This is a genomic window from Kutzneria sp. 744, assembly GCF_000568255.1.
Lineage (GTDB): Bacteria > Actinomycetota > Actinomycetes > Mycobacteriales > Pseudonocardiaceae > Kutzneria.
Genome location: NZ_KK037166.1, coordinates 5,345,427 through 5,366,091, shown reverse-complemented (window position 1 = coordinate 5,366,091; position 20,665 = coordinate 5,345,427). Strand labels below are relative to the sequence as shown.

The following is a 20,665-nucleotide window of genomic DNA, read 5'->3' as shown; positions in this document are numbered from 1 at the left end:
CCGCCGCCGTCACTCCCTACCCACGGGGTCTGTGGGTCAGCCCGCGACGAGCCGTTCCTCGGCTTCGGGGGCGTAGTGGGACCGCAGCCGGCTCTCGACCTCGGAGCTGGCGCCGATGGCGTCCAGCCCGAGCAACGCGGCGCCGGCGACCGGGGGGAGATCCACCAGGTGCACGTCGGCCAGCGGGGCGGCCGCGTGGCAGCGGCGGGTGATCTCCTCGATCATGCCGCCACCGGCGTTGGTCATCACGCCGCCGCCGAGCACGATGTCGACCTGCTCGCCGAGCAGGTCGAGGCGGCGCAGCGACACGGTCGCCAGCACCACGATCTCCTCGATGAGCCGCTCGACGACCGAGGCGGCGATGGCGTCGCCCTCGGCGGCCACGCGGAACAGCAGCGGGCACAGCTCGTGCACGACGTCGCCGGAGATCTCCTCGAAGTGCAGGCCGGCGACGACCTCGCTGATGCTGGTCACGCCGAAGTGGGCGAGGATCGCCGGCAGCAGCGCGGTCTGCGGCCCGCGGCCGTCATCGGCCCGCACGGCGTGCCATAACGCGTCTCCGCCGATCTGGGAGCCTCCACCCCAGTCGCCGGAGATCCGGCCCAGCGCGGGAAACCGGTGCATCCGGCCGTCCCGCGCCACGCCGACGCAGTTGATGCCGGCCCCGCACACCACGGCCACGCCGACGCCGTCGGAGGTGCCCGACCGCAGCAGCGCGAAGGTGTCGTTGCCGACCACGGTGCTGTCCGACCAGCCCAGCTTGCCGAACTCCCGCTGGAGGATCTCCTCCTCGCGCGGCAGGTCGGCGCCGGCCAGGTAGGCCGCCGTGTGCTGGGCGAACGGCCTGGTCGTGGCCAGACCGGCCTTGCCGGCCGCCTCGTGCACCATGCGGTTGAACGATTCGAGACTGGGGTGCAGGCCGATGTTCTGCGGCGATGCGCCGGGGCCGCGCACGTGTGAGAGCACGGTCCCGTTCTCGTCTATCAGGATCACGTCGGTCTTGCTGTTCCCGCCGTCGATGGCGAGTACGGCCGCCTTCACGCCTTGGCCCATGGCAACAGGTCCTTGTTCTCCGCGACCAGCTCGTCGGCGAGCTTCTCGGCGATCGAGTACTGGCCGATCAACGGGTGGGCGAGCAGTGCGTCGGCGACCCGGTCGCGACCGCCGTGGACGGCCGCCTCCAGCGCCAGGTACTCGTACCCGGTCACGTGCGAGATGAGCCCGGCGAACGCGGGTTCGACCGGCTTGACCGGGAGCGGGGTCGCGCCGTGACTGTCCACAATGGATGGAACCTCGATCACGGCGTCGTCCGGCAGGAACGGCAGCGTGCCGTTGTTGAGCACGTTGACCACGTGCTCCTCGCCGGGGCCGCCGCTGGTGAGCGAGTGGACCAGCTGGATCGCGGCCTCCGAGTAGTACGCCCCGCCGCGCTGGGACAGCGACTCGGGCTTGGTCACCACGGCCGGGTCCTGGTAGATCTTGAGCAGCTCGTTCTCGACCTCGATGACGACGTCGGCGCGCGGCCGCTCGTGCTTCTGCTTCGCCACGACCTCGTCGTGCTCGTAGAAGTACTTCAGGTAGTACGAGGGCACGACGCCCATCCGCCGGATCAGCGCCGCCGGGATGCCGATGTGCTCGGACAGCTCCTGCGAGTGCTCGGCGATCAGCTGGGGCAGCACGTTCTCGCCGTTGACGATCAGGCCGCGTTCCCACGTGAGGTGGTTGAGGCCCACGTGTTCCAGCTTCACGTCATCGGGCTGCAGCCCGAGCAGCTGCGAGGTCCAGCGCTGGAACGTGATCGCCACGTTGCACAGCCCGACGGCCTTGTGCCCGGCCTGAAGCAGGGCGCGGGTCACGATGCCGACCGGGTTGGTGAAGTTGACGATCCAGGTGTCCTCGCCGGCGATCTCCCGCACCCGGTCGGCGATGTCCAGCACCACCGGGACCGTGCGCAGCGCCTTGGCCAGGCCGCCGGCGCCAGTGGTCTCCTGGCCGACGCAGTCGCAGATGTGCGGAAAGGTCTCGTCGGAGCGGCGCGCGGTCTGCCCGCCGACCCTCAGCTGAAACAGTACGGCGGACGCACCTTCGACACCCTCCTCGAGAACGCTGGTGGTGCGAACCTTGGCCGGGTGACCGGCGTGGTCGAGCAGGCGCTGGCTGAACGGCCCCACGACGGCCAGGCGCTCCGCGTCCGGGTCGACGAGCACGATCTCGTCCACGTCCAGACTGGTGCGCCGGCCGGCGATGCCGTCGATCAGCTCCGGGGTGTAGGTGGAACCGCCCCCTACGACAGTGAGTTTCACCCTTTGACTCCCGTGAAAGTGATCCCCTTGACGAACGACTTCTGTGCGAACAGGAACAGCACGATCACCGGCACCAGGACGAGAACGGTCGCGGCCATCGTCAGGTTCCACTGCACCTGGTGCATGCCCCGGAAGGACGCCAGCGCCACCGAGAGCGTCCAGCTGTCCTGCTTCTCGCCCACGTACAGCAGCGGTCCGAAGTAGTCGTTCCAGGTGTAGAGGAAGGTGAACAGGCCGGCGGCGGCCAGCCCCGGTTTGGTCATCGGCACCAGCACGCGGTAGAGCATCTGGAACTCGTTGCAGCCGTCCATGCGGGCCGCGTCGAAGTAGTCCTGCGGCACCGTCACGAAGAACTGGCGCAGCAGGAAGATGCTGAAGGCGTCGCCGAGGAAGTACGGCACCACCAGCGGCCACAGCGTGCCGGTGAGGTGGAGGTTGGCCCACATGCTGTAGATCGGCACGGCCACCACCTGCGGCGGCAGCATCATCGCGGCGATCACCAGCATGAAGATGAGGTTGCTGCCCCGGAAACGCAGGCGCGCCAACGCGTAGGCGGCCGGGATGCTGGACAGCAGCATGCCGGCGGTGGCCAGCACCGAGTAGATCAGGCTGTTGGCGAAGTACTCCAGCATCGGCGCCTTCTGGAACACCGTGAGGAAGTTCTCCGGGTGCCAGGAGCGCGGCCACAGGTCGGAGGTCAGCGCCTGCTGGTCGGACATGAAAGCGGTCAGCAGCACGAAAACGATCGGCAGCGCGAAGCCGATGCCCAGGGCCAGGGCCACCGCGTGCACGGCGACCCAGCCGACGATGTCGCGAGGGTGCCGTTTTTTGCGTTGGGGCGCCGGGCGGGTGGCCACCGCGGTCGCGGTCAGGGTTGCCATCAGGATGCCTCCGCCTTCCCCGCGCGCAGCTGGCGGATGAGGATCGCGGTGAACGCGAACGACACGATGAACAGCAGCACGGCCATGGCCGAGGCGTAACCCATGTGGTACGAGCGGAATCCCTCGTTGTACATCCACACCGGGAAGGTCAGCGTGCTGTTGTCCGGATAGCCGATGAGCTTGGAGTTGCCGACCGCGTCGGCCGATCCGGAGGCCACCGAGCCGGCCACCACCGCCTGCGTGAAGTACTGCAGGGCGAAGATGATCGAGTTGACCACGCCGAACAGCAGCACCGGCGCGATGGACGGCAGCGTGATCTTACGGAACTTCATCATCGGCCCGGCGCCGTCCAGGTCGGCCGCCTCGTAGAGATCGCCCGGCACGTCCAGCATCGCGGCCAGGATGATGATCATCAGCTCGCCCGAGCCCCACAGCGTGAGCAGGGTCAGCGACGGCTTGGACAGGTTGGGGTCGTTGAACCACAGCGGCCCGTTGATGCCCAGCCAGCCCAGGATCGTGTTCACCGGGCCGGTGCCCGGGTTGAACAGGAACACGAAGGTCAGGGTGGCGGCCACCGGCGGGGCCAGCGAGGGCAGGTAGCACAGCGCCCGCAGGAAGCCGGAGCCGTTGCGCACCTTGGTCAGGATCTGGGCCACGCCCATGGCGAAGGCCAGCCGGCCGATGGTCAGCACGATGACCAGCCACAGCGTGTTGTACGCGGCCGCCTTCACCAGCGGGTCGCTGGTGAACATGAAGACGTAGTTGCGCAGGCCCACGAAGTCGGCGGTGTTCAGCCCGTCGTAGTTCGTGAACGAGAAGTACACCGTCGCCAGCAGCGGGTACACGAAGAACAGCACCATGCCGGCGGCCCACGGCGCCAGGAACAACAGCACCCACTTGCGATGGCGACCGCGCCGCCGCGCCCGCCCCGAGGAGGGGACGGACGCGGCGGCCGCATCGGTCGAACCGAGCAGAGTCGCTGTCATCAGTTGCCGCCGAGCGCCTTGGCGTCGTCGATCGTCTTGTCGGCCGTGGCGAACGAGGAGTGCAGGTCCTTGACCGTGCCGCTCTGCCAGGCGGAGCCCAGGTCCTCGACGGTCTTCAGGTAGGCGCCGCCGTTGGGGCTGGCCGGGTTGTTGGCCAGGTTCGGGTTGTCGAACACCTTGAGGAAGGTGTTGAACTGGGCCGGCATCTGCAGCGCGCTGCTGTGCAGCGCCGCCTTGGTGCTCGGCACGTTGCCCAGGCCGTTGGCCAGCTGCACCAACGCGTTGGTGTCGGTGGACAGGTACTTGATCAGCTCCCACGCGGCGCCGGCGTTCTTGACGCCCTTGGGGATGCCGATGATCGTGCCGGTGGTGTAGCCGCCGCCGTACAGGTCGGTCTTGTCGTCGGCCACCGGGGACGGCGCGGTGTCGTAGTTGACGTTCGGCGCGTCCGACTTGAGGAAGGCGGTGCGGTACTCGCCGTCGAACATCATCGCGACCTGGCCCTTGTTGAAGGCGTGGTCGGGCGAGTACTCCTGGCCGAGGCCGGCGGTGAACTTCTGCAGGTTGTCCCAGCCGTAGAAGTCGACCAGCTGCTTCTGGAAGTTGAACATCTCGGTCCAGGCCGGGTCGCCGGCCAGGTCCGACTTGCCGTTGCTGTCCAGCCACTTGGCGCCGAACTGCGGGGCCCACACCTGCGGGTGGTTGGCGTAGAAGCCGAACTGCGGGATGAAGCCGGCCACCTTGATCGAGCCGTCCGCGTTGCGCTCGGTCAGCTTCTTGGTGTCCTCGAGCAGCTCGCTGGTGGTCTTGGGCGGGGTGGTGATGCCCTTGGCCGCGAACAGGTCCTTGTTGTAGTACAGGCCGTAGACGTCGGCCAGCATCGGCATCGCGCAGCGCGTGCCGTTGAACTGGGTGTAGTCCTGCACGGCCTTGGGGATCTGGGTCAGATCCACCTTGTCGCGCTCGATGTAGGGCTTGAGGTCCTGCCAGGCCCCCGACGAGCAGAACTGCCCGATGTTGTCGGTGGAGAACGAGATCGCCACGTCCGGCGGGTTGCCGCCGCGGATGGCCTGGGTGATCTTGTCGTCGTCCTGGCTGCCCTGGCTGTTGATCGTGATGTTGGGGTGGGCGGCGTGGAAGCCGTCCAGCACCTTGTTCAGGATGCCCAGCTCGCGGTCGGCGAAGGCGCTGTAGACGGTGAGCGTGACCTTCTGGTCCGCGCTGGGCGCGGCCTGGGCGCCGGTCGAACCGCCGCCGCCGGCGGTGCACGCCGAGAGCAGCAGGACTAATGCTCCGGCCGAGCAGACAGCTGCTCGGTTCAGGGCGGCGCGTCTGGGGGTGCGCATGGGCCCTCCAAGGACAGGGGTTTCGGCGGATTTATCGAGCGGTGTGCAGCGGCGGCAGCATGTCGTTGGCCGGTAGGCCGAAGACCTCTTCCCTGACCACGGCCAGGGCGGAGTGCATGGCCCCGGCGCGCACCGCGTGGCCGGCGACCAGCGCGAGTTCGACCGGGGTTCGGGGAATGACCAGGCGGCGCAGTTCGGCGGCGACCAGTTCGCACAGCACGGTTCCGCCGGCGTGGGCGACCTCGCCGGACAGCAGCACGAGCTCCGGGTCGACGACGCTGACCACGTTGGCGATGCCGACGGCGATGCGCCGGGCCAGGTCGGTCAGGAACTCGCGGCCGGCGTTGCCGTGCGAGAGCGCCTTGGTGACCGCGCCGAGCGCGTGGCGGGCGGAGATTCCGTGCGAGCGGGCCAACTTCGTCACCGACGAGTTGGAGAGCAGGTCGCCGTAGCGGGTGCCGGCGCGGTCGATGCCGGTGTCCTGTCGGGACAGGTCCGGCACGCGCATCCAGTCGATCTCGCCGGCGCCGCCGGTGGCGCCGCGCAGCAGCACGCGGTTGATCACGACCGCGGAGCCGACCGCGTCGACCGGCCACACCAGCACGAAGTCGCGGACGTCGACGGCGCGGCCGATGATCATCTCTTCCAGCGCGACCAGGTTGACGTCGTTCTCGACGGTGACCGAGGTGCCCAGCAGCTCGTGCAGGCGGCCGACGACGTCGAAGCCCTCCCAACCGGGCAGGTGCGGCGCGAAGCCGAGCTGACCGGTGGCCGGGTCGACCGCGCCGGGGCTTCCGACGACCACGTGGTGCAGGTCGCTGACCTGGAGGTTGGCGTCGCTGGCGGCCTTGGCCATGGCCTCGGCGAACACCGTCAGCACGTCGCTGCCCTTGGGCATCAGCGCGTGGTGCTCGGTGAGCGTCGCGCCGGAGATGTCGGCGATGGCCACGTCGACCGAGTCGGGCGTGAGGTCGACGGCCGCCACGTGGGCGAGGCCGCCGTTGACCGCCCACAGTTGGGCGCGGGGACCGCGTCCGCCGCCGCGCAGGCCGTCTCGGCGAACGATGTCCTGGGCTTCGAGGCGCGTGAGCAGCTGGGCGGTCGCGGGCTTGGACAGCCCGATGATGCCTTCCAGCTCGGACCGGGTGAGCGGCCCGTTGCGCAGCAGCGCGTCGATCGCGGCGCGATCATTGATCTCGCGCAGCAGTCTCGGGCTTCCGGCACGCACTGGGAACTCCTGTCTGTTAACTTTCCAGACGATTTCGTGCCACCGTAGTGACCGCGCTCACCCAGGTCAATGGCCCGTTCATGGCGTATTCAGGTCGTAACCGTGAGTGTTAGTTACCCATTAGGGTCACCTAACCTGGCAGGCTTGGGGGGTGATCGAGCGGGAAGAGACCTTCGCGCAGCTGCTGGGCGGGCGCGGCGCGGCCCTGGACGCCACCCTGCCGTCCGTCGCGTTCGTGGCCGGCTGGCTGCTCACGAATCACTCGGTCGGGTGGGGCGCGCTCATCGCCGTGGCCACCGCCGTGATGGTCGGGGCCATCCGGTTGGCGCGCGGGGACAAGATCCGGGCGGTGCTGGTCGGCGCCTTCGTGGTGTCCGTCGCCGCGCTGGTCGCCATGTACACCGGGCGGGCCATCGACTTCTTCCTGGTGCAGCTGCTCAGCAACGCCGCCAGCGGGCTGGCCTTCGTGGTCAGCTGGGCGGTCCGGTGGCCGCTGCTCGGCGTCATCATCGGGGCACTGCTCGGCCAGCGCACCCAGTGGCGGCAGGACCCGGATCTGTTGCGCGCCTACGGCCGCGCCACCCTCGTCTACTCCATCCAGTACGGCATCCGGGTGATCGTGTTCGGATTCCTGTGGTGGCAGGGTGACGTGATCGCCTCCGGCATCGCCCGCGTCGGCCTGTCCTGGCCGCTCTACGTGCTGATGCTCGCGCCGACCTGGTGGGCCTTCCGCGCAAGCCTGCCCTCGGGCCACCCGGGTTTACGACATCCGCGACGTAGACTCGTGTCCGATACCGACCCGGGGTAGGGACATGGGTAGAGGTAGCAGGACCGAAGGCGCCGCGGCGCTGTTCGGGCAGGAGCTGCGGCGGCTGCGCCAGCACCGCGGCCTGTCCCTGCGCGGCCTGTCCAAGGTCATCGGCTTCACGCCCGGCTACCTCAGCAAGGTCGAGAACGGCCGCCCGCCCTCGCCGGAGCTGGCCCGCGCCTGCGACGACAACCTCGAAGCCGGCGGCGCACTGGTCGCTCTGGCCAACGCGGAGGCCTCGGTGCGGCCCGCGCAGCTGCCGGCGGGCATCCGTCGCTTCGTCGGACGCGGCGATCAGTTGCGGTTGCTGGACAACAGCGACGCCCGCGCCGTGATCATCGACGGCCCGCCGGGCACCGGCAAGACCATGCTGGCGCTGCGCTGGGGACACCACGCCGTGGACCGTTTTCCCGACGGCCAGCTGTACATCGACCTGCGCGGACACTCCCCGCACGAGCGGCCCGTGGAGCCGCGGGTGGCGCTGGAGGAGTTCCTGAGCGCGCTCGGCGTGCCGGCCAACGGGATTCCCAGCGGCCTTGAGCGCTGCTCGGCCCTGTTCCGGTCGCTGGTGGCGGACCGGAAGTTGTTGGTGGTCCTGGACAACGCCGCGTCCTCGGAGCAGGTTCGGCCGCTGTTGCCGGCCGCGCCCGGCTGCGTGGTCGTGATGACCAGCCGCGAGCGGCTGTCGAGCATCGCCGTCCAGTCCGACGCGCTGCGCGTGACCCTCGGCCCGATGACGCCGGCCGACTCCATCGCCCTGATCCGCCGGGTGATCGGCGAGGAGCGCGCCGCCGTCGAGCCCGAGGCGGTCACCGATCTGGCCGCCCGCTGCGGCTTTCTGCCGCTGGCGCTGCGGATCGCCGCCGAACGCGTGCTGGCCCAGCCCCACTACCTCGTCCGGGACCTGGTCGAGCAGCTGGACGTCGACGGCCGGCTGGACGTGCTGACGACCTTCGACTCCGTCGCCGTGCGGACCGTCTTCGACTGGTCGTACCGACGCCTCGACGATGACTGCGCGCGCATGTTCCGGCTACTCGGCCTGCACCGGGGTCCGCACATCAGCACCGGGGCCGCCGCCGCCCTGGCCGGGCTGACCATGGCCGCCGCGCGGACGTTGCTGGACCGGCTGGCCGCCGCGCACCTCGTGAAGGCCGCCGGCCGCGATCGGTACCAGCTGCACGACCTGCTCCGGGAGTATGCCGGCGAGCTGGTGGCCGCCGACGAGCGCGGTCCGGCCGTCACCCGCATGGTCACCTGGTACCAGGGCGACCGCCTACGCCGCCGGCCTCGCGCTGGCGCCCTTCCGTGACGACGCGCTGACGCCCGATCCCGTGCCCTCGCCCGTGCAGACGCTGGAGTTCGCCGACCACGACGCCGCCCTGCGCTGGTGCGACGCCGAGCTGCCCAACTTCGTGCCCGTGATCCAGCTCGGGCTGGAGCACCTGGCCTGCGGGCCGTCATGGAAGCTCGCCGTGGCGCTGTGGAACTACTGGCTGCACCGCAAGCCGTGGACCATCTGGGTGCGCACCCAGCAGCTGGCCCTGGTCGCCGCCGAGGAGACCGGCGACCTGCACGCCGAGGGCTGCGTGGCGGTCAGCCTGGCCGAGGCCTATCGGCGGATGGGCGACTTCGTCCAGTCCACCCAGCTCTACCTGCGGTCCCGGCAGCTGCGCCGGCAGACCAACGACCGGCTCGGCGAGGCCTGGTCCCTGGCCGGCACCGCCTTCCTCGCCGTCGACCGCGGCGACATGGCCTGCGCCGACATGTACGCCGCGCAGGCCCTTGAGCTGTTCCGGGAGTTCGACGACCAGGACGGCGTCGGCGCCGCGCTGGCCACCATCGGCGACGTGCACCACTCCCGCGGCCGCTTCGACGACGCCCTCAGCGCCATGGCCGCCTCCCTGGCCGTCGGGGCCAGTGGGGCCAAGCCGTGGGTGCTGATGAAGATGGCCGCCGTGCACGCCGACCGCGGCCACCCCGACACCGCCCTCCAGGACCTCCGCCTGGCCCTGGAGGCCTGCCGCGGCGCGAGCGACCGCTGGGCCGAGGCCGAGTCCCTCTCCCGCATCGGCGACATCCACGCCGACCTCGACCGCCTGCCCGAGGCCCGCCAGTTCTGGGCCGCCGCCCAGGCCGTCTACGAGGCCATCGGCGACACCGAACGCGCCCAGGCCCTAGCCGCCCGCGCCTGACCCCGCCGCGAGGCTAACCGGACGACCCCCACCCCACCCCCTCTTTTGCCACATGCGCTTCCCATGTGGCATCTAGCGCCAAGTAGGAAGCGCACGTGGCACAAGCCGGCGTGAACGCCACATGCGCTTCCTATGTGGCACCTGGCGCCAAGTGGGAAGCGCATGTGGCGAATTAGGTGCCGCTCAAGAGCTGCGGGCGTAGCGTCAAGGCCGCCGGGCCGAGCAGCTCCAGGGACGCCAGCCAAGCGGCCCCGGCGGCGCCGTCGCTGGCTACCGTCACCTCGCCGCCGCAGGCCTCCTCCAACGCCGACAGCAGGCGCTGCCCCAGCACCCCACCTCCGGCGGCGACGCTGCCGATGACGACCACGGGCGTGCGCTCACCGCCGGACCGGGCGTCGCGGGCGGTGCGGACCAGCCAGTCCACGGCCTCGTCGACGATCTCGGCGGCCAACGGGTCATGAGCCTCGGCGGCGGACGTGACCAACGGCGCCAGCCGGGCGAGGTGGATGGGCGGCTCGGCGTTGACGGCGGTGATCATGCGTGACACCACCGAGCGCCGCAGCATCGGATCGCCGCTGACCTCCGGCATCGCCACCACGGTGGACAGCACGCTCCGGGCCAGCGCCCCCAGCGCCGCGCCGGTGGCGAGGGTCCGCAGCGTGGCCCGCACGGCCTGCCGCCCGAGCCAGAAGGCCGAACCCTCGTCGCCGAGCAGCCAGCCGAAGCCGCCGGCGATGGCGACCTGACGCCGGTTCACGATGCGTCTACCGTCGCCTGTAGGAAATCTGCGTATGGTCCCTTCTGTCGTCTGCCGAAAATAGACTAACCGATACCTTAGATGTAACTATGGTGAACGGCCCGCACCAGAAAGCCATGCGTTCGACCAAAGTCAATGAACGGGCCTTCGCAATTATCCCAGGTCCTGACCGACTCTACACCATTGTGAGGAAATGACCCATTGCGTGTTACGCAACATTCCCCACCGACGCGAGGGTGCCGACATCCTCGTCTACATTGGCGTCGTAGTATCCTGTTGTTGGTTACCAGTGTTTAATTGCTTGCTTTTAAAGGCCTTCCGTGGTTACCAGGCTGCTTGTCGGAGCACACGAAGCCCATGGGTATTGACAAATAACCAGCACCCCGGCGCGGACCCGATCGGCCGGCACGCCGGCCGAGCCAGCGCCGCCGCGATGGCCGCCGCGACCTGCTCGGCGGCCACCTCCGGCGGGTGCGAGTTGGGATTCGCCCCGCCGGCCCGCCCGGTGCCCACGCGGGCCCCGGTCAGGTCGGCCACGAGGGCTCGGGTCGTCGTCCCACCGGCATCCACGCCGACCAGGTAACCCTCGGTATTCGCCACAGCCACCCCATGAAGTCATCGGATCAGTTAGGTCAAGGTTCCGCCGTCCAGTCTGGACTTCGCCGGACTCAGCGGATATACATCGGAGGTCTTTCGGTACGAGCGAGGAGGAACCCTCCGTGCAGCTGCTGCGCCTCGGCGCTCCCGGTAGCGAGCGCCCTGCCGTCCGCACCGAGGAGGGCGTCGTCCACGACCTCACCCCGGTGACGGCGGACATCGACGGAGCCTTCCTCGGCGGCGACGGAGTGGCCAGAGTCCGAGCCGCCCTCGACGCCGGCGACCTGCCGGTCCTCGACGACAGCAACCTCCGCGTCGGCCCCCCGCTGGCCGGCATCGGCAAGATCATCTGCATCGGGCTGAACTACTCCGACCACGCCGCCGAGACCGGCGCGACGGCCCCCGACGAGCCGGTGGTCTTCCTCAAGACCCCGGACACCGTGGTCGGCCCGTACGACGAGGTCCTGGTGCCCCGCAAGTCCGTGAAGACGGACTGGGAGGTCGAGTTGGGCGTGGTCATCGGCAGGACGGCCCGCTACCTCGACAGCCACGAGGAGGCTCTGGCCTGCGTCGCCGGCTACGTGCTCTCCCATGACGTCTCCGAGCGCGAGTTCCAGATCGAGCGCGGCGGGACGTGGGACAAGGGCAAGAACTGCGAGACCTTCAACCCGCTCGGCCCGTGGCTGGCGCCGGCCGAGGACATCGGCGACCCGCAGCAGCTCGGGCTGCGGCTGTGGGTGAACGGCGAGCTGAAGCAGGACTCCTCCACGAAGAACATGATCTTCCACGTTGCCGAGGTGATCCGCTACCTCAGCCAGTTCATGGTGTTGCGGCCCGGCGACCTGATCAATACTGGCACTCCCGCGGGCGTCGCACTGGGCCAGGCGGACCCCAAGCCGTACCTGCGCGCGGGCGACGTCGTCGAGTTGGAGATCGACGGCCTCGGCAAGCAGCGGCAGACCTTCGGGGCGGCCTGAGATGGCCCGTGTCGTCGCACTCGACGTGCTGGACATCCGGTTCCCCACCTCGCGGGAGCTGGACGGGTCCGACGCGATGAACCCCGACCCCGACTACTCGGCGGCCTACGTCACGCTGCGCACCGACGAGGGCCCCGACGGCTACGGTCTGGCCTTTACCATCGGCCGCGGCAACGACGTGCAGGCCGCCGCCATCAAGGCGCTGGCCCCGCACGTGGTCGGCCGGCCGGTGCCGGAGGACGCGGCGGCGCTGGCCGCGTTGTCGTCCGAGCTGATCGGCGACTCGCAGCTGCGCTGGCTCGGCCCCGAGAAGGGCGTCGTGCACATGGCCATCGGCGCGGTGGTCAACGCCGCGTGGGACCTCGCGTCCCGCCGCGCCGGCCTGCCGCTGTGGCGGTTCCTGTCCGGCATGACGCCGGAGGAGATCGTCGGTCTGATCGACTTCCGCTACCTGTCCGACGCGTTGACGCCGGACGAGGCGCTGTCGATCCTGCGCAAGGCGGAGCCGACCAGGGCCGGGCGGATCGCGCAGCTGACCGAGAACGGCTTCCCCGCCTACACGACGTCGCCGGGCTGGCTGGGTTACTCCGACGAGAAGCTGACCCGGCTGGCCAAGCAGGCCATCGCCGAGGGCTTCGACATGATCAAGCTCAAGGTCGGCGGCGACCTCGACGACGACGTGCGGCGCATGAAGCTGGCCCGCGAGGTCGTCGGCTCGGGTGTGCGGGTCGCGGTGGACGCCAACCAGCGCTGGGACACCGACGTGGCGATCCGCTGGATGCGCGAGCTGGCCCCTTACTCGCCGTACTGGATCGAGGAGCCGACCTCGCCCGACGACGTGCTGGCCCACCGGGCCATCGCCGACGCGCTGGCCCCGATCAAGGTGGCCACCGGCGAGCACGTGCAGAACCGCGTGGTGTTCAAGCAACTGCTGCAGGCCGGCGCGGTCGACGTGGTGCAGATCGACGCCTGCCGGGTCGCCGGCGTCAACGAGAACATCGCGATCCTGTTGCTGGCGGCCAAGTTCGGCGTCCCGGTGTGCCCGCACGCCGGTGGCGTCGGCCTGTGCGAGCTGGTGCGGCACCTGTCCTTCTTCGACTACGTCGCGGTGTCCGCGTCGCTGGACGGCCGGGTCATCGAGTGGGTCGACCACCTGCACGAGCACTTCACGGATCCGGCTTCGGTGGTCGGCGGCCGCTACGTCGCGCCGGCCCAGCCGGGCTTCTCCGCGCAGTTGCGGGAGGAGACGCTGAGCCGGTACGTGTATCCGGACGGTCCCGTGTGGACGGAGGGCGTGGCATGACCGACGCTGTGTCGAATGATTTCGGCGGCTTGGCAGCCGTTGTCACCGGCGGCGCGTCCGGCATCGGCCGGGCCACGGCGGAGCTGCTCGCCTCCCGCGGCGCAACAGTCGCGGCCCTGGACCTCAATCCCGACCAGGTCGCCGACCCGCTGATCGGAATCCGTTGCGACGTAACGGATGACGCCTCTGTGCGGGCCGCGGTGGCCGAGGCCGCCGAGCGCTTCGGCCGGCTCGACATCGTGATCAACAACGCCGGCATCGGCGCCCAGGGCGACGTCGCCGCCAACGACGACGCCCAGTGGCAGCAGGTGCTGGACGTCAACGTGATCGGCATGGCCCGGGTCAGCCGGGCCGCGCTGCCGTGGCTGCGGCAGTCGCCGTCGGCCGCCATCGTCAACACCTGCTCCATCGCCGCGTGGGCCGGGCTGCCGCAGCGCGCCCTGTACTCCGCCAGCAAGGGCGCGGTGTACGGGCTCACCCTGGCGATGGCCGCCGACCACGTGCGGGAGGGCATTCGGGTCAATGCCGTCGCCCCCGGCACCGTGGACACACCCTGGGTCGGCCGGCTGCTCGACGCGGCGCCCGACCCCGCCGCCGAACGGGCCGCGCTGCAGGCGCGCCAGCCGTCCGGGCGGCTCGTTTCCGCCGACGAGGTGGCCCACGCCATCTGCTACCTCGCCAGCCCCCTGTCGGGATCGACCGCCGGCACCGTGCTCGCGGTGGACGGCGGCATGTACGGCCTGCGCCTGCGGCCGCCGAGTTAGAACGAAACGAGGAACGATGGACAAGCGCAGCATCCTCACCGTCGCGGTGTGCGTAGCGCTCGCCGGCACACTGGCCGCCTGCAACAGAGGCGATTCGGCCGACGGCGGCGGCAGCGGCAGCGTCGGGCCGATCGGCGTGGACTTCCCGCGGGCCGACACGGACTTCTGGAACTCGTACAACAAGTACGTGCCGACCGAGGCCAAGGACCTGGGCATCAACCTGATGACCCCGACCAACTCGCAGAACGACATCACCAAGCTGGTGTCCAACGTGCAGGCCATGACCGCGCAGGGGGCCAAGGCGATCGTGATGGCCCCGCAGGACACCGGCGCCATCGCCAGCACCATCTCGCAGCTCAACCAGCAGAAGATCCCGGTCGTCACGGTCGACACCCGACCGGACAAGGGCGGCGCGTTCATGGTCGTGCGGGCCGACAACAAGGCGTACGGCGAGAAGGCCTGCAAGTTCCTCGGCGAGCAGATCAAGGGCAAGGGCAAGGTCGTCGAGTTCGAGGGCGACCTGTCCTCGATCAACGGCCGCGACCGGTCGGAGGCGTTCGGCGACTGCATGAAGCAGAACTACCCGAACGTCACGGTGCTCGCCGAGCCGACCAACTGGGAGGGCGCCAAGGCGTCGGCCGCGCTGCAGACCGACCTGACCGCGAACCCGGACATCAACGGCATCTACATGCAGGCCGGCGGTGCGTTCCTGAGCGCGACGCTGCAACTGCTGAAGTCCACCAACCACCTGATCCCGGTCGGCCAGCCGGGCCACATCTCGATCATCTCCAACGACGGCATCCCGCAGGAGTTCGACGCGATCCGGCAGGGCCAGATCGACGCCACCGTCTCGCAGCCGGCCGACCTGTACGCGAAGTGGGCGCTGTTCTACGCCAAGGCCGCGGTGCAGGGCAAGACGTTCAAGCCCGGCCCGACCGACCACAACAGCACCATCATCGACGTGGGCGGCGGCCAGCTGGAGGACCAGTTGCCGGCCCCGCTGGTGACCAAGGACAACGTGGACGACAAGAGCCTCTGGGGCAACCAGGTAGCGAAGTGATGAACGCAGTCGAGGCCAGCAACATCACCAAACGGTTCGGACAGACCGTCGCGCTCAACGATGTGCGCATCACCGTCGCCGACGGTGAGACGCACGCGCTCGTCGGCCGCAACGGCGCCGGCAAGTCCACCCTGGTCTCCATGCTGACCGGCCTGAACCGGCCGGACAGCGGGCAGATCACGTTCCGCGGTGAACCGGCGCCGTCCCTGTCCGACCGTCAGGCGTGGCGGACGAAGGTGGCCTGCGTCTATCAGAAGTCCACCATCATCCCGACCCTGACCGTCGCCGAGAACCTGTTCATCAACCGGCAGAGTCTCGACGGCGGACCGGTGATCAGCTGGTCTCGACTGCGTCGCACCGCGGGCGATCTGCTGTCCGAGTACGGCGTCGACGTCGATCCGAACGCCGACGCCGCCGCCCTCACGGTCGAGCAGCGGCAGCTGGTGGAGATCGCGCGGGCGCTGTCCTTCGGCGCCAAGTTCATCATTCTCGACGAGCCGACCGCCCAGCTGGACGGCCCGGCCATCGAGCGCCTCTTCGAGCGCATGCGCTCGCTGCGGGCGGCCGGCGTGACGTTCCTGTTCATCTCCCACCATCTGCAGGAGATCTTCGAGATCTGCCAGACGGTGACGGTGTTCCGGGACGCCCGCCACATCCTCACCAGCCCGGTGGCCGACCTGTCCAAGGATCAGCTGGTGGAGTCGATGACCGGCGAGGCGGTCGGCCTCGGGGCCGGCCCGTCGCGTCCGACGCCGGCTCCTGAATCCATTTTGGACATTCAGGGTCTGTCTCTGGACAAGCACTTCAGCGGCATCGACCTGTCGGTGCGCAAGGGCGAGGTGGTCGGCATCGCCGGCTCCGGCAGCAGCGGCAAGGTGGAGCTGGGCGAGGTCATCGTCGGGCTGCGCAAGGCCGACACCGGAACCGTTGCCGTGTCGGGGAAAGCCCTGAAGCCCGGCAGCGTGCCGGCCGCGTTGGCCGGTGGTGTCGGCTTCGTGCCGGAGGACCGGCACAAGGAGGGCTTCGTGCCCGGCATGAGCATCGCCGAGAACGCGACGTTCCCGATCACCCGGCGACTGGGCCGGTTCGGCGCCGTCTCGGGACGGCGACGGGCCGAGGTGGCCGAGCAGATGATCGGCGACCTGGCCATCAAGACCTCCGGGCCGGAGCAGGACGTGGCCGACCTGTCCGGCGGCAACCAGCAGAAGGTCGTGATGGCGCGGGCGCTGTCCGGCGATCCGGCGCTGCTGGTGCTGATGGACCCGACCGCGGGCGTGGACGTGAAGTCCAAGGAGAACCTGCTCGACGCCGTCGACCGGGCGGCCGCCGCGGGGGCCGCGGTGCTGGTGATCTCCGACGAGCTGGACGACCTGCGTCCGTGCGACCGGGTGCTGGTGATGTTCCACGGCTCGGTGGCCGGCGAGTTCCCCGCCGGCTGGACCGACAACGAGCTGGTCAGTGTGATCGAAGGGATCGGGGAGAGCAGTGGTGAGTGACGTGTCCGCCCCGGTCGTGGCCGCCCGGCCGCGACTGCAAGTCGCCAAGCTGCGCGATCTGGCCCTGCTGCCGGCGATCGTGGTGCTGCTGGTCGTCGGCTTCATCGCCAGTCCGATCTTCCTGACCGGCGGCAACCTGCTCAACGTCGTGCAGCAGCAGTCCGAGCTGGGCCTGGTCGTGCTGGGCGAGGCGCTGGTGCTGATCGTCGGCAAGATGGACCTGTCGCTGGAGTCGACGCTGGGCTTCGCGCCCGCGCTGGCCATGGTGCTGGTGCTGCCGACCTCCGAGCACGGTCTCGGCCTCGGGCTGCCGCAGTGGACCGCGCTGCCGGTGTGCCTGTTGGCCGGCGTGCTCATCGGCGCCATCAACGCGTTCCTGGTGCTGCGGCTGCAACTGTCCGGCTTCATCATCACGTTGGGCATGCTGATCACCATTCGCGGCGTGCAGCAGGGGCTCACCGTCGGCCAGTCGCTGGCCAGTCCCAACATGCCGTCGCTGTACTACCTGGGCAGCGCGGTCTGGTTCGGCGTGAACGCGTCGATCTGGATCTTCCTGCTGCTGTTCGTGATCGCCATCGTGTTCATGGGCTACTTCCGGCACGGGCGCTCGCTGTACGCCATCGGCGGCAACGAGGCCGCGGCCAAGGCCGCCGGCATCCGCAGCACCCGGGTCACCGCCATCGTGCTGATCCTGGCCAGCGTGCTGGCCGCGCTGGCCGGCGCGATGATGGTCGGCCACTACGGCTCGGTCACCGCCAGCCAGGGCTCCGGCTGGATCTTCAACGCCTTCGCCGCCGCCGTGCTCGGCGGCGTCAGCCTCAACGGCGGCAAGGGCACCCTGTTCGGCGCCATGTGCGGCGTGCTGATGCTGGGGCTCGTGCAGAACATCCTCACCCTGGCCCACGTGAACGTGTACTGGATCGGGGCGATCAACGGGGCCATCATCATCGGTGCGCTGGTGCTGGCGCGGCTGACGAGCGGAAAGGCCCAGGACTAGTGGAGACCGTCGCCCTGCACACCCGGCTCAGGCCGGGGCGGGAGGCCGATTACGAGGCCGTGCACGCCGTGATCCCCGCCGAGCTCGACACGGCCCTGCGGGAGGCCGGCGTCCACTCGTGGCGGATCTGGCGCTCCGGCCGGGAGCTGTTCCACGTCGTCGAGGTCGAGGACTACGCGCAGATGCGGGCCTTCCTGGAGGAGCACCCCGCCAACATCCCCTGGCAGGCCCGAATGGCCGAGCTGTTGGAGGTCCAGGACGACTACTCCGGCGCCACGTCGTCGGTGAACCTCGTCTGGGCCCTGCCGTGATCTCCGGCCTCGGTTTCGGCGGCGCGCCGATCGCCAACCTGTACGCCGAGGTGTCCGATGAGGACGCCCGTGCCGCCGTCGACGCCGCCTGGGACGCCGGTGTCCGCTACTTCGACACCGCGCCCCACTACGGCCTCGGGCTGTCCGAGCGCCGCCTCGGCGCTGCCCTCCGTGACCGCCCTCGTTCCGAGTTCGCCGTCTCCACCAAGGTCGGCCGGGTCCTGGAGCCCTACGACGGCGGCGGTCTCGACGACGCCGGCTTCCTCGTGCCCGCCACCCATCGCCGCGTCTGGGACTTCAGCGCCGACGGCATCCGCCGTTCCCTGGAGGGTTCCCTGGAGCGCCTCGGCGTCGACCACGTCGACATCGCCTACCTGCACGACCCCGACAATCATTGGGACCAGGCCGTTTCCGAGGGCCTGCCCGCACTGCACTCCTTGAAGGAGCAGGGCATCGTCGGGGCCGTCGGCGTCGGCATGAACCAGTGGCAGATGCCCGAGCGGTTCCTTCGCGAGGCGTCGTTGGACTACGTCATGCTCGCTGGCCGCTACACCTTGCTGGAGCAGGATTCCCTCGCCTCTTTCCTTCCCCTGTGCGAGGAACGCGGCGTCTCCGTCGTCGCCGTCGCCGTCTTCAACTCGGGTCTCCTGGCCCGCCCCGAAGTCCCCGCCGACGCCACCTACAACTACGCCGCCGCCCCCGCCGAGGTCATCGACCGCGCCCGCCGCATCGCCTCCGTCTGCGGCCGCCATGGCGTCGTCCTACCCCAGGCCGCCCTCCAGTTCCCCTTCGGCCACCCCGCCGTCAAGGCCATCGCCGTCGGCGCCCGGAGCGCCGGGGAGATCACCGAGAACGCTGCCTTGCTGGCCGAGAAGGTGCCGGCCGAGCTGTGGGCCGACCTCAAGGCCGAGGGCCTCCTGGCTCCCGAAGTCCCCACCCCGTGACGACCGCCCACGACCCTTGCGAGTTCCACCACCCCATGACGACCAACAGCCCCCACCACTCCCTGGGGAGGCCGCCCCGAGCCCATCCTACCGCCGCAGGCCCGTTGTCGATCTTGGAATGGGGGTGCCTGTGGATAGCCGGCGCCCTGTGGACAAACCGTGTTGGAGCAGGTCATGAGGGTTGACGCGCATCACCACATGTGGGACCTGGCGGTCCGGGACCAGCCGTGGACGGCCGACCCGGGCGTTGCCGACGTGCTGCACCGGACGTTCACGCTGGAGGACCTGACGCCGCTGAGCAGTGCGGCGGGGATCGACGCGAGCGTGCTGGTGCAGACGATCACGGTGCCGGAGGAGACGCCGGAGTTCCTGGCGCTGGCGGCGGAGTCGCCGCTGGTGCAGGCGGTGACGGGCTGGGCGGACCTGACGGCGTCGGACGTGGCGGAGACGCTGGAGGCGTTGCGGGAAGGCCCGAACGGGCGGTGGCTGAAGGGGATCCGCCACCAGGTGCAAGGGGAGCCCGACCCGAACTGGCTGGTCCGGGCGGACGTGCTCGACGGCCTCAAAGCGGTGGGGGAGGCGGGACTGGTGTACGAGCTGCTGACGCTCGCGCATCAGCTGCCGGCGGCGATCCAGGCCGCCAAGGAGCTGCCCGGCACCGACTTCGTGCTTGATCACTGCTCGAAGCCTCCGATCACTACCGGTGAGCTTGAGCCCTGGGCGACGCAGCTGCGCGAGCTGGCGGCGCTGCCCAACGTGACGTGCAAGGTGTCGGGGCTGGTGACCGAGGCCAGCAAGGACTGGACGGTCGCGGACCTGCGGCCGTACGTGGACACGGTGCTGGACGCCTTCGGCCCGGACCGGGTGATGTTCGGCTCGGACTGGCCGGTCTGTCTGCTGCACGCCTCGTACGCGCAGGTGGTGGAGGCCACCGAGGAGCTGCTCGACGGCCTGTCGGAGTCGGAGCGGGACGCGGTCTGGGGCGACACGGCGGCCCGCGTCTACGGGATCAGGACCGCCTGATCACGCCAGGTCCTTGAGCCACTGCTCGACCCCGGCCACGTGCACGGTCGACCACGACCGGGCCAGGTCGGGCTGCCGGGTGGCCAGGGCGTCGACGATGGCGCGGTGCTCGGCGACGGTCCGGTCGACGGCGCTGGCCTGGGTGATGCCCCGCCAGATGCGGACCCGGACGGTCGGACCGGCCAGGGTGTCGAGCAACTGGGCCAGGTAGGCGTTGCCGGAGGCCTGGACGACACGGCGGTGGAACTCCAGGTCGTGCTCGACCAGTTCCTCCACCGACTCGGCGGCGGCCGCGGCGTCGCACAGCTCACGCAGCGCGGACACCTCCTGGTCGTCGATGCGCTGCGCGGCCATGGCCGCGGCGGCGGGCTCCAGGATGCGGCGGACCTCCAGGACCTCCAGCACGGAGTCCTCGCCGCGGTGCAGGTCGAGCACGAACGAGAGCGCGCCCAGCAGGTCGTCGGCCCGCAGGCTCGACACGTAGGTGCCGTCGCCCTGACGCACGTCCAACACCCTGACCAGCGACAACGCCTTCACGGCCTCGCGCAGCGAGTTCCGCGACAGGCCTAGGCGCTCGGCCAGGTCCGCCTCGCGGGGCAGCCGGTCGCCCGGCTTCAGCTCCCCGGAGACGATCATCTCCTTCACGCGCAGGATCGCGTCGTCGGTGACTGCCACGACCGCCTCGAATCGTT

At 69.9% G+C, this 20,665-nt stretch carries 21 protein-coding genes; 12 read left to right on the top strand and 9 right to left on the bottom strand.

What is annotated here, in order from left to right:
• Window positions 1-36 precede the first annotated feature (36 nt).
• The 6 genes from KUTG_RS24040 to KUTG_RS24015 are packed head-to-tail and all read right to left on the bottom strand — an operon-like array spanning window position 37 to window position 6,744.
• Window positions 37-1,053 (bottom strand): N-acetylglucosamine kinase, encoded by a 1,017-nt coding sequence (locus KUTG_RS24040; RefSeq protein WP_043719776.1) that lies wholly within the window; start codon window positions 1,051-1,053, stop codon window positions 37-39.
• On the bottom strand, window positions 1,038-2,303 hold the full coding sequence (locus KUTG_RS24035) for a 6-phospho-beta-glucosidase (protein WP_043719775.1): 1,266 nt from the start codon (window positions 2,301-2,303) through the stop codon (window positions 1,038-1,040). The genes KUTG_RS24040 and KUTG_RS24035 overlap by 16 nt, the downstream gene beginning before the upstream one ends.
• Window positions 2,300-3,184 (bottom strand): carbohydrate ABC transporter permease, encoded by an 885-nt coding sequence (locus KUTG_RS24030; RefSeq protein ID WP_043719773.1) that lies wholly within the window; start codon window positions 3,182-3,184, stop codon window positions 2,300-2,302. Before KUTG_RS24030 ends, KUTG_RS24035 begins: the two co-directional genes overlap by 4 nt.
• Window positions 3,184-4,170, bottom strand: coding sequence for a carbohydrate ABC transporter permease (locus tag KUTG_RS24025; RefSeq protein WP_084579720.1), 987 nt, complete (start codon window positions 4,168-4,170; stop codon window positions 3,184-3,186). The genes KUTG_RS24030 and KUTG_RS24025 overlap by 1 nt, the downstream gene beginning before the upstream one ends.
• Window positions 4,170-5,516, bottom strand: a complete 1,347-nt coding sequence (locus tag KUTG_RS24020) for an ABC transporter substrate-binding protein (RefSeq protein ID WP_043719770.1) — start codon at window positions 5,514-5,516, stop codon at window positions 4,170-4,172. The genes KUTG_RS24025 and KUTG_RS24020 overlap by 1 nt, the downstream gene beginning before the upstream one ends.
• Window positions 5,517-5,547: 31 nt before the next feature.
• On the bottom strand, window positions 5,548-6,744 hold the full coding sequence (locus KUTG_RS24015) for an ROK family transcriptional regulator (RefSeq protein WP_043719768.1): 1,197 nt from the start codon (window positions 6,742-6,744) through the stop codon (window positions 5,548-5,550).
• Window positions 6,745-6,895: 151 nt separating this feature from the next.
• On the opposite strand from KUTG_RS24015, the gene KUTG_RS24010 reads away from it, so the two are divergent.
• From KUTG_RS24010 to KUTG_RS53790, 3 genes are read left to right on the top strand one after another with little or no spacing between them, the layout of a single operon-like run.
• Entirely contained in the window at window positions 6,896-7,552 is a 657-nt protein-coding gene (locus tag KUTG_RS24010; RefSeq protein ID WP_043719765.1) for a DUF3159 domain-containing protein, read from the top strand.
• A 4-nt stretch (window positions 7,553-7,556) separates the two neighbouring features.
• Window positions 7,557-8,861 carry a helix-turn-helix domain-containing protein gene (locus KUTG_RS24005; protein WP_052395327.1) on the top strand — a complete coding sequence of 435 codons (1,305 nt, stop codon included), beginning with the start codon at window positions 7,557-7,559 and terminating at the stop codon, window positions 8,859-8,861.
• A gap of 22 nt (window positions 8,862-8,883) precedes the next feature.
• Window positions 8,884-9,744 carry a tetratricopeptide repeat protein gene (locus KUTG_RS53790; protein WP_157494727.1) on the top strand — a complete coding sequence of 287 codons (861 nt, stop codon included), beginning with the start codon at window positions 8,884-8,886 and terminating at the stop codon, window positions 9,742-9,744.
• 172 nt (window positions 9,745-9,916) lie between these two features.
• Here KUTG_RS53790 and KUTG_RS24000 read toward each other — a convergent pair whose 3' ends face one another.
• Both KUTG_RS24000 and KUTG_RS66400 read right to left on the bottom strand, forming a co-directional pair.
• Window positions 9,917-10,501 (bottom strand): hypothetical protein, encoded by a 585-nt coding sequence (locus KUTG_RS24000; protein ID WP_052395324.1) that lies wholly within the window; start codon window positions 10,499-10,501, stop codon window positions 9,917-9,919.
• Window positions 10,502-10,825: 324 nt separating this feature from the next.
• Window positions 10,826-11,107: a hypothetical protein gene (locus KUTG_RS66400; protein ID WP_043719762.1), complete on the bottom strand. Its 282-nt coding sequence runs from the start codon at window positions 11,105-11,107 to the stop codon at window positions 10,826-10,828.
• 113 nt (window positions 11,108-11,220) lie between these two features.
• Between KUTG_RS66400 and KUTG_RS23990 the strand changes: the two genes are divergently transcribed.
• The 9 genes from KUTG_RS23990 to KUTG_RS23950 all read left to right on the top strand — a co-directional run bounded on the left by KUTG_RS23990 (window position 11,221) and on the right by KUTG_RS23950 (window position 19,973).
• Window positions 11,221-12,075 carry a fumarylacetoacetate hydrolase family protein gene (locus KUTG_RS23990; RefSeq protein WP_043719760.1) on the top strand — a complete coding sequence of 285 codons (855 nt, stop codon included), beginning with the start codon at window positions 11,221-11,223 and terminating at the stop codon, window positions 12,073-12,075.
• A gap of 1 nt (window position 12,076) precedes the next feature.
• Window positions 12,077-13,378, top strand: a complete 1,302-nt coding sequence (locus KUTG_RS23985; protein ID WP_043719758.1) for an enolase C-terminal domain-like protein — start codon at window positions 12,077-12,079, stop codon at window positions 13,376-13,378.
• Window positions 13,375-14,142, top strand: coding sequence for an SDR family NAD(P)-dependent oxidoreductase (locus KUTG_RS23980; protein ID WP_043719757.1), 768 nt, complete (start codon window positions 13,375-13,377; stop codon window positions 14,140-14,142). Before KUTG_RS23985 ends, KUTG_RS23980 begins: the two co-directional genes overlap by 4 nt.
• Window positions 14,143-14,158: 16 nt before the next feature.
• Window positions 14,159-15,202: a sugar ABC transporter substrate-binding protein gene (locus tag KUTG_RS23975; protein WP_043719754.1), complete on the top strand. Its 1,044-nt coding sequence runs from the start codon at window positions 14,159-14,161 to the stop codon at window positions 15,200-15,202.
• Entirely contained in the window at window positions 15,202-16,698 is a 1,497-nt protein-coding gene (locus KUTG_RS23970; protein ID WP_043719751.1) for a sugar ABC transporter ATP-binding protein, read from the top strand. Before KUTG_RS23975 ends, KUTG_RS23970 begins: the two co-directional genes overlap by 1 nt.
• The gene (locus KUTG_RS23965) at window positions 16,691-17,695 is read left to right on the top strand and encodes an ABC transporter permease (protein ID WP_232240918.1); all 1,005 of its coding nucleotides are present in this window, start codon (window positions 16,691-16,693) and stop codon (window positions 17,693-17,695) included. The genes KUTG_RS23970 and KUTG_RS23965 overlap by 8 nt, the downstream gene beginning before the upstream one ends.
• Window positions 17,695-18,006, top strand: coding sequence for an L-rhamnose mutarotase (locus KUTG_RS23960; protein WP_043719745.1), 312 nt, complete (start codon window positions 17,695-17,697; stop codon window positions 18,004-18,006). The genes KUTG_RS23965 and KUTG_RS23960 overlap by 1 nt, the downstream gene beginning before the upstream one ends.
• Window positions 18,003-18,950 carry an aldo/keto reductase gene (locus KUTG_RS23955; RefSeq protein ID WP_232240917.1) on the top strand — a complete coding sequence of 316 codons (948 nt, stop codon included), beginning with the start codon at window positions 18,003-18,005 and terminating at the stop codon, window positions 18,948-18,950. The genes KUTG_RS23960 and KUTG_RS23955 overlap by 4 nt, the downstream gene beginning before the upstream one ends.
• 174 nt (window positions 18,951-19,124) lie before the next feature.
• The gene (locus KUTG_RS23950) at window positions 19,125-19,973 is read left to right on the top strand and encodes an amidohydrolase family protein (protein WP_043730428.1); all 849 of its coding nucleotides are present in this window, start codon (window positions 19,125-19,127) and stop codon (window positions 19,971-19,973) included.
• On the opposite strand, the gene KUTG_RS23945 is transcribed toward KUTG_RS23950, so the two are convergent.
• Complete coding sequence (locus KUTG_RS23945) at window positions 19,974-20,648, bottom strand: FadR/GntR family transcriptional regulator (RefSeq protein WP_043719743.1); 675 nt, start codon at window positions 20,646-20,648, stop codon at window positions 19,974-19,976.
• Window positions 20,649-20,665: the final 17 nt, after the last annotated feature.

Excerpts from the sequence above, each read along its gene's own strand:
- KUTG_RS23980 (WP_043719757.1), top strand. The coding sequence starts at position 13,375 with ATGACCGACGCTGTGTCGAATGATTTCGGCGGCTTGGCAGCCGTTGTC.
- KUTG_RS23975 (WP_043719754.1), top strand. The coding sequence starts at position 14,159 with ATGGACAAGCGCAGCATCCTCACCGTCGCGGTGTGCGTAGCGCTCGCC.
- KUTG_RS23950 (WP_043730428.1), top strand. The coding sequence starts at position 19,125 with ATGAGGGTTGACGCGCATCACCACATGTGGGACCTGGCGGTCCGGGAC.
- KUTG_RS24025 (WP_084579720.1), bottom strand. The coding sequence starts at position 4,170 with ATGACAGCGACTCTGCTCGGTTCGACCGATGCGGCCGCCGCGTCCGTC.
- KUTG_RS24030 (WP_043719773.1), bottom strand. The coding sequence starts at position 3,184 with ATGGCAACCCTGACCGCGACCGCGGTGGCCACCCGCCCGGCGCCCCAA.
- KUTG_RS24040 (WP_043719776.1), bottom strand. The coding sequence starts at position 1,053 with ATGGGCCAAGGCGTGAAGGCGGCCGTACTCGCCATCGACGGCGGGAAC.
- KUTG_RS23985 (WP_043719758.1), top strand. The coding sequence starts at position 12,077 with ATGGCCCGTGTCGTCGCACTCGACGTGCTGGACATCCGGTTCCCCACC.
- KUTG_RS24020 (WP_043719770.1), bottom strand. The coding sequence starts at position 5,516 with ATGCGCACCCCCAGACGCGCCGCCCTGAACCGAGCAGCTGTCTGCTCG.
- KUTG_RS24005 (WP_052395327.1), top strand. The coding sequence starts at position 7,557 with ATGGGTAGAGGTAGCAGGACCGAAGGCGCCGCGGCGCTGTTCGGGCAG.
- KUTG_RS23970 (WP_043719751.1), top strand. The coding sequence starts at position 15,202 with ATGAACGCAGTCGAGGCCAGCAACATCACCAAACGGTTCGGACAGACC.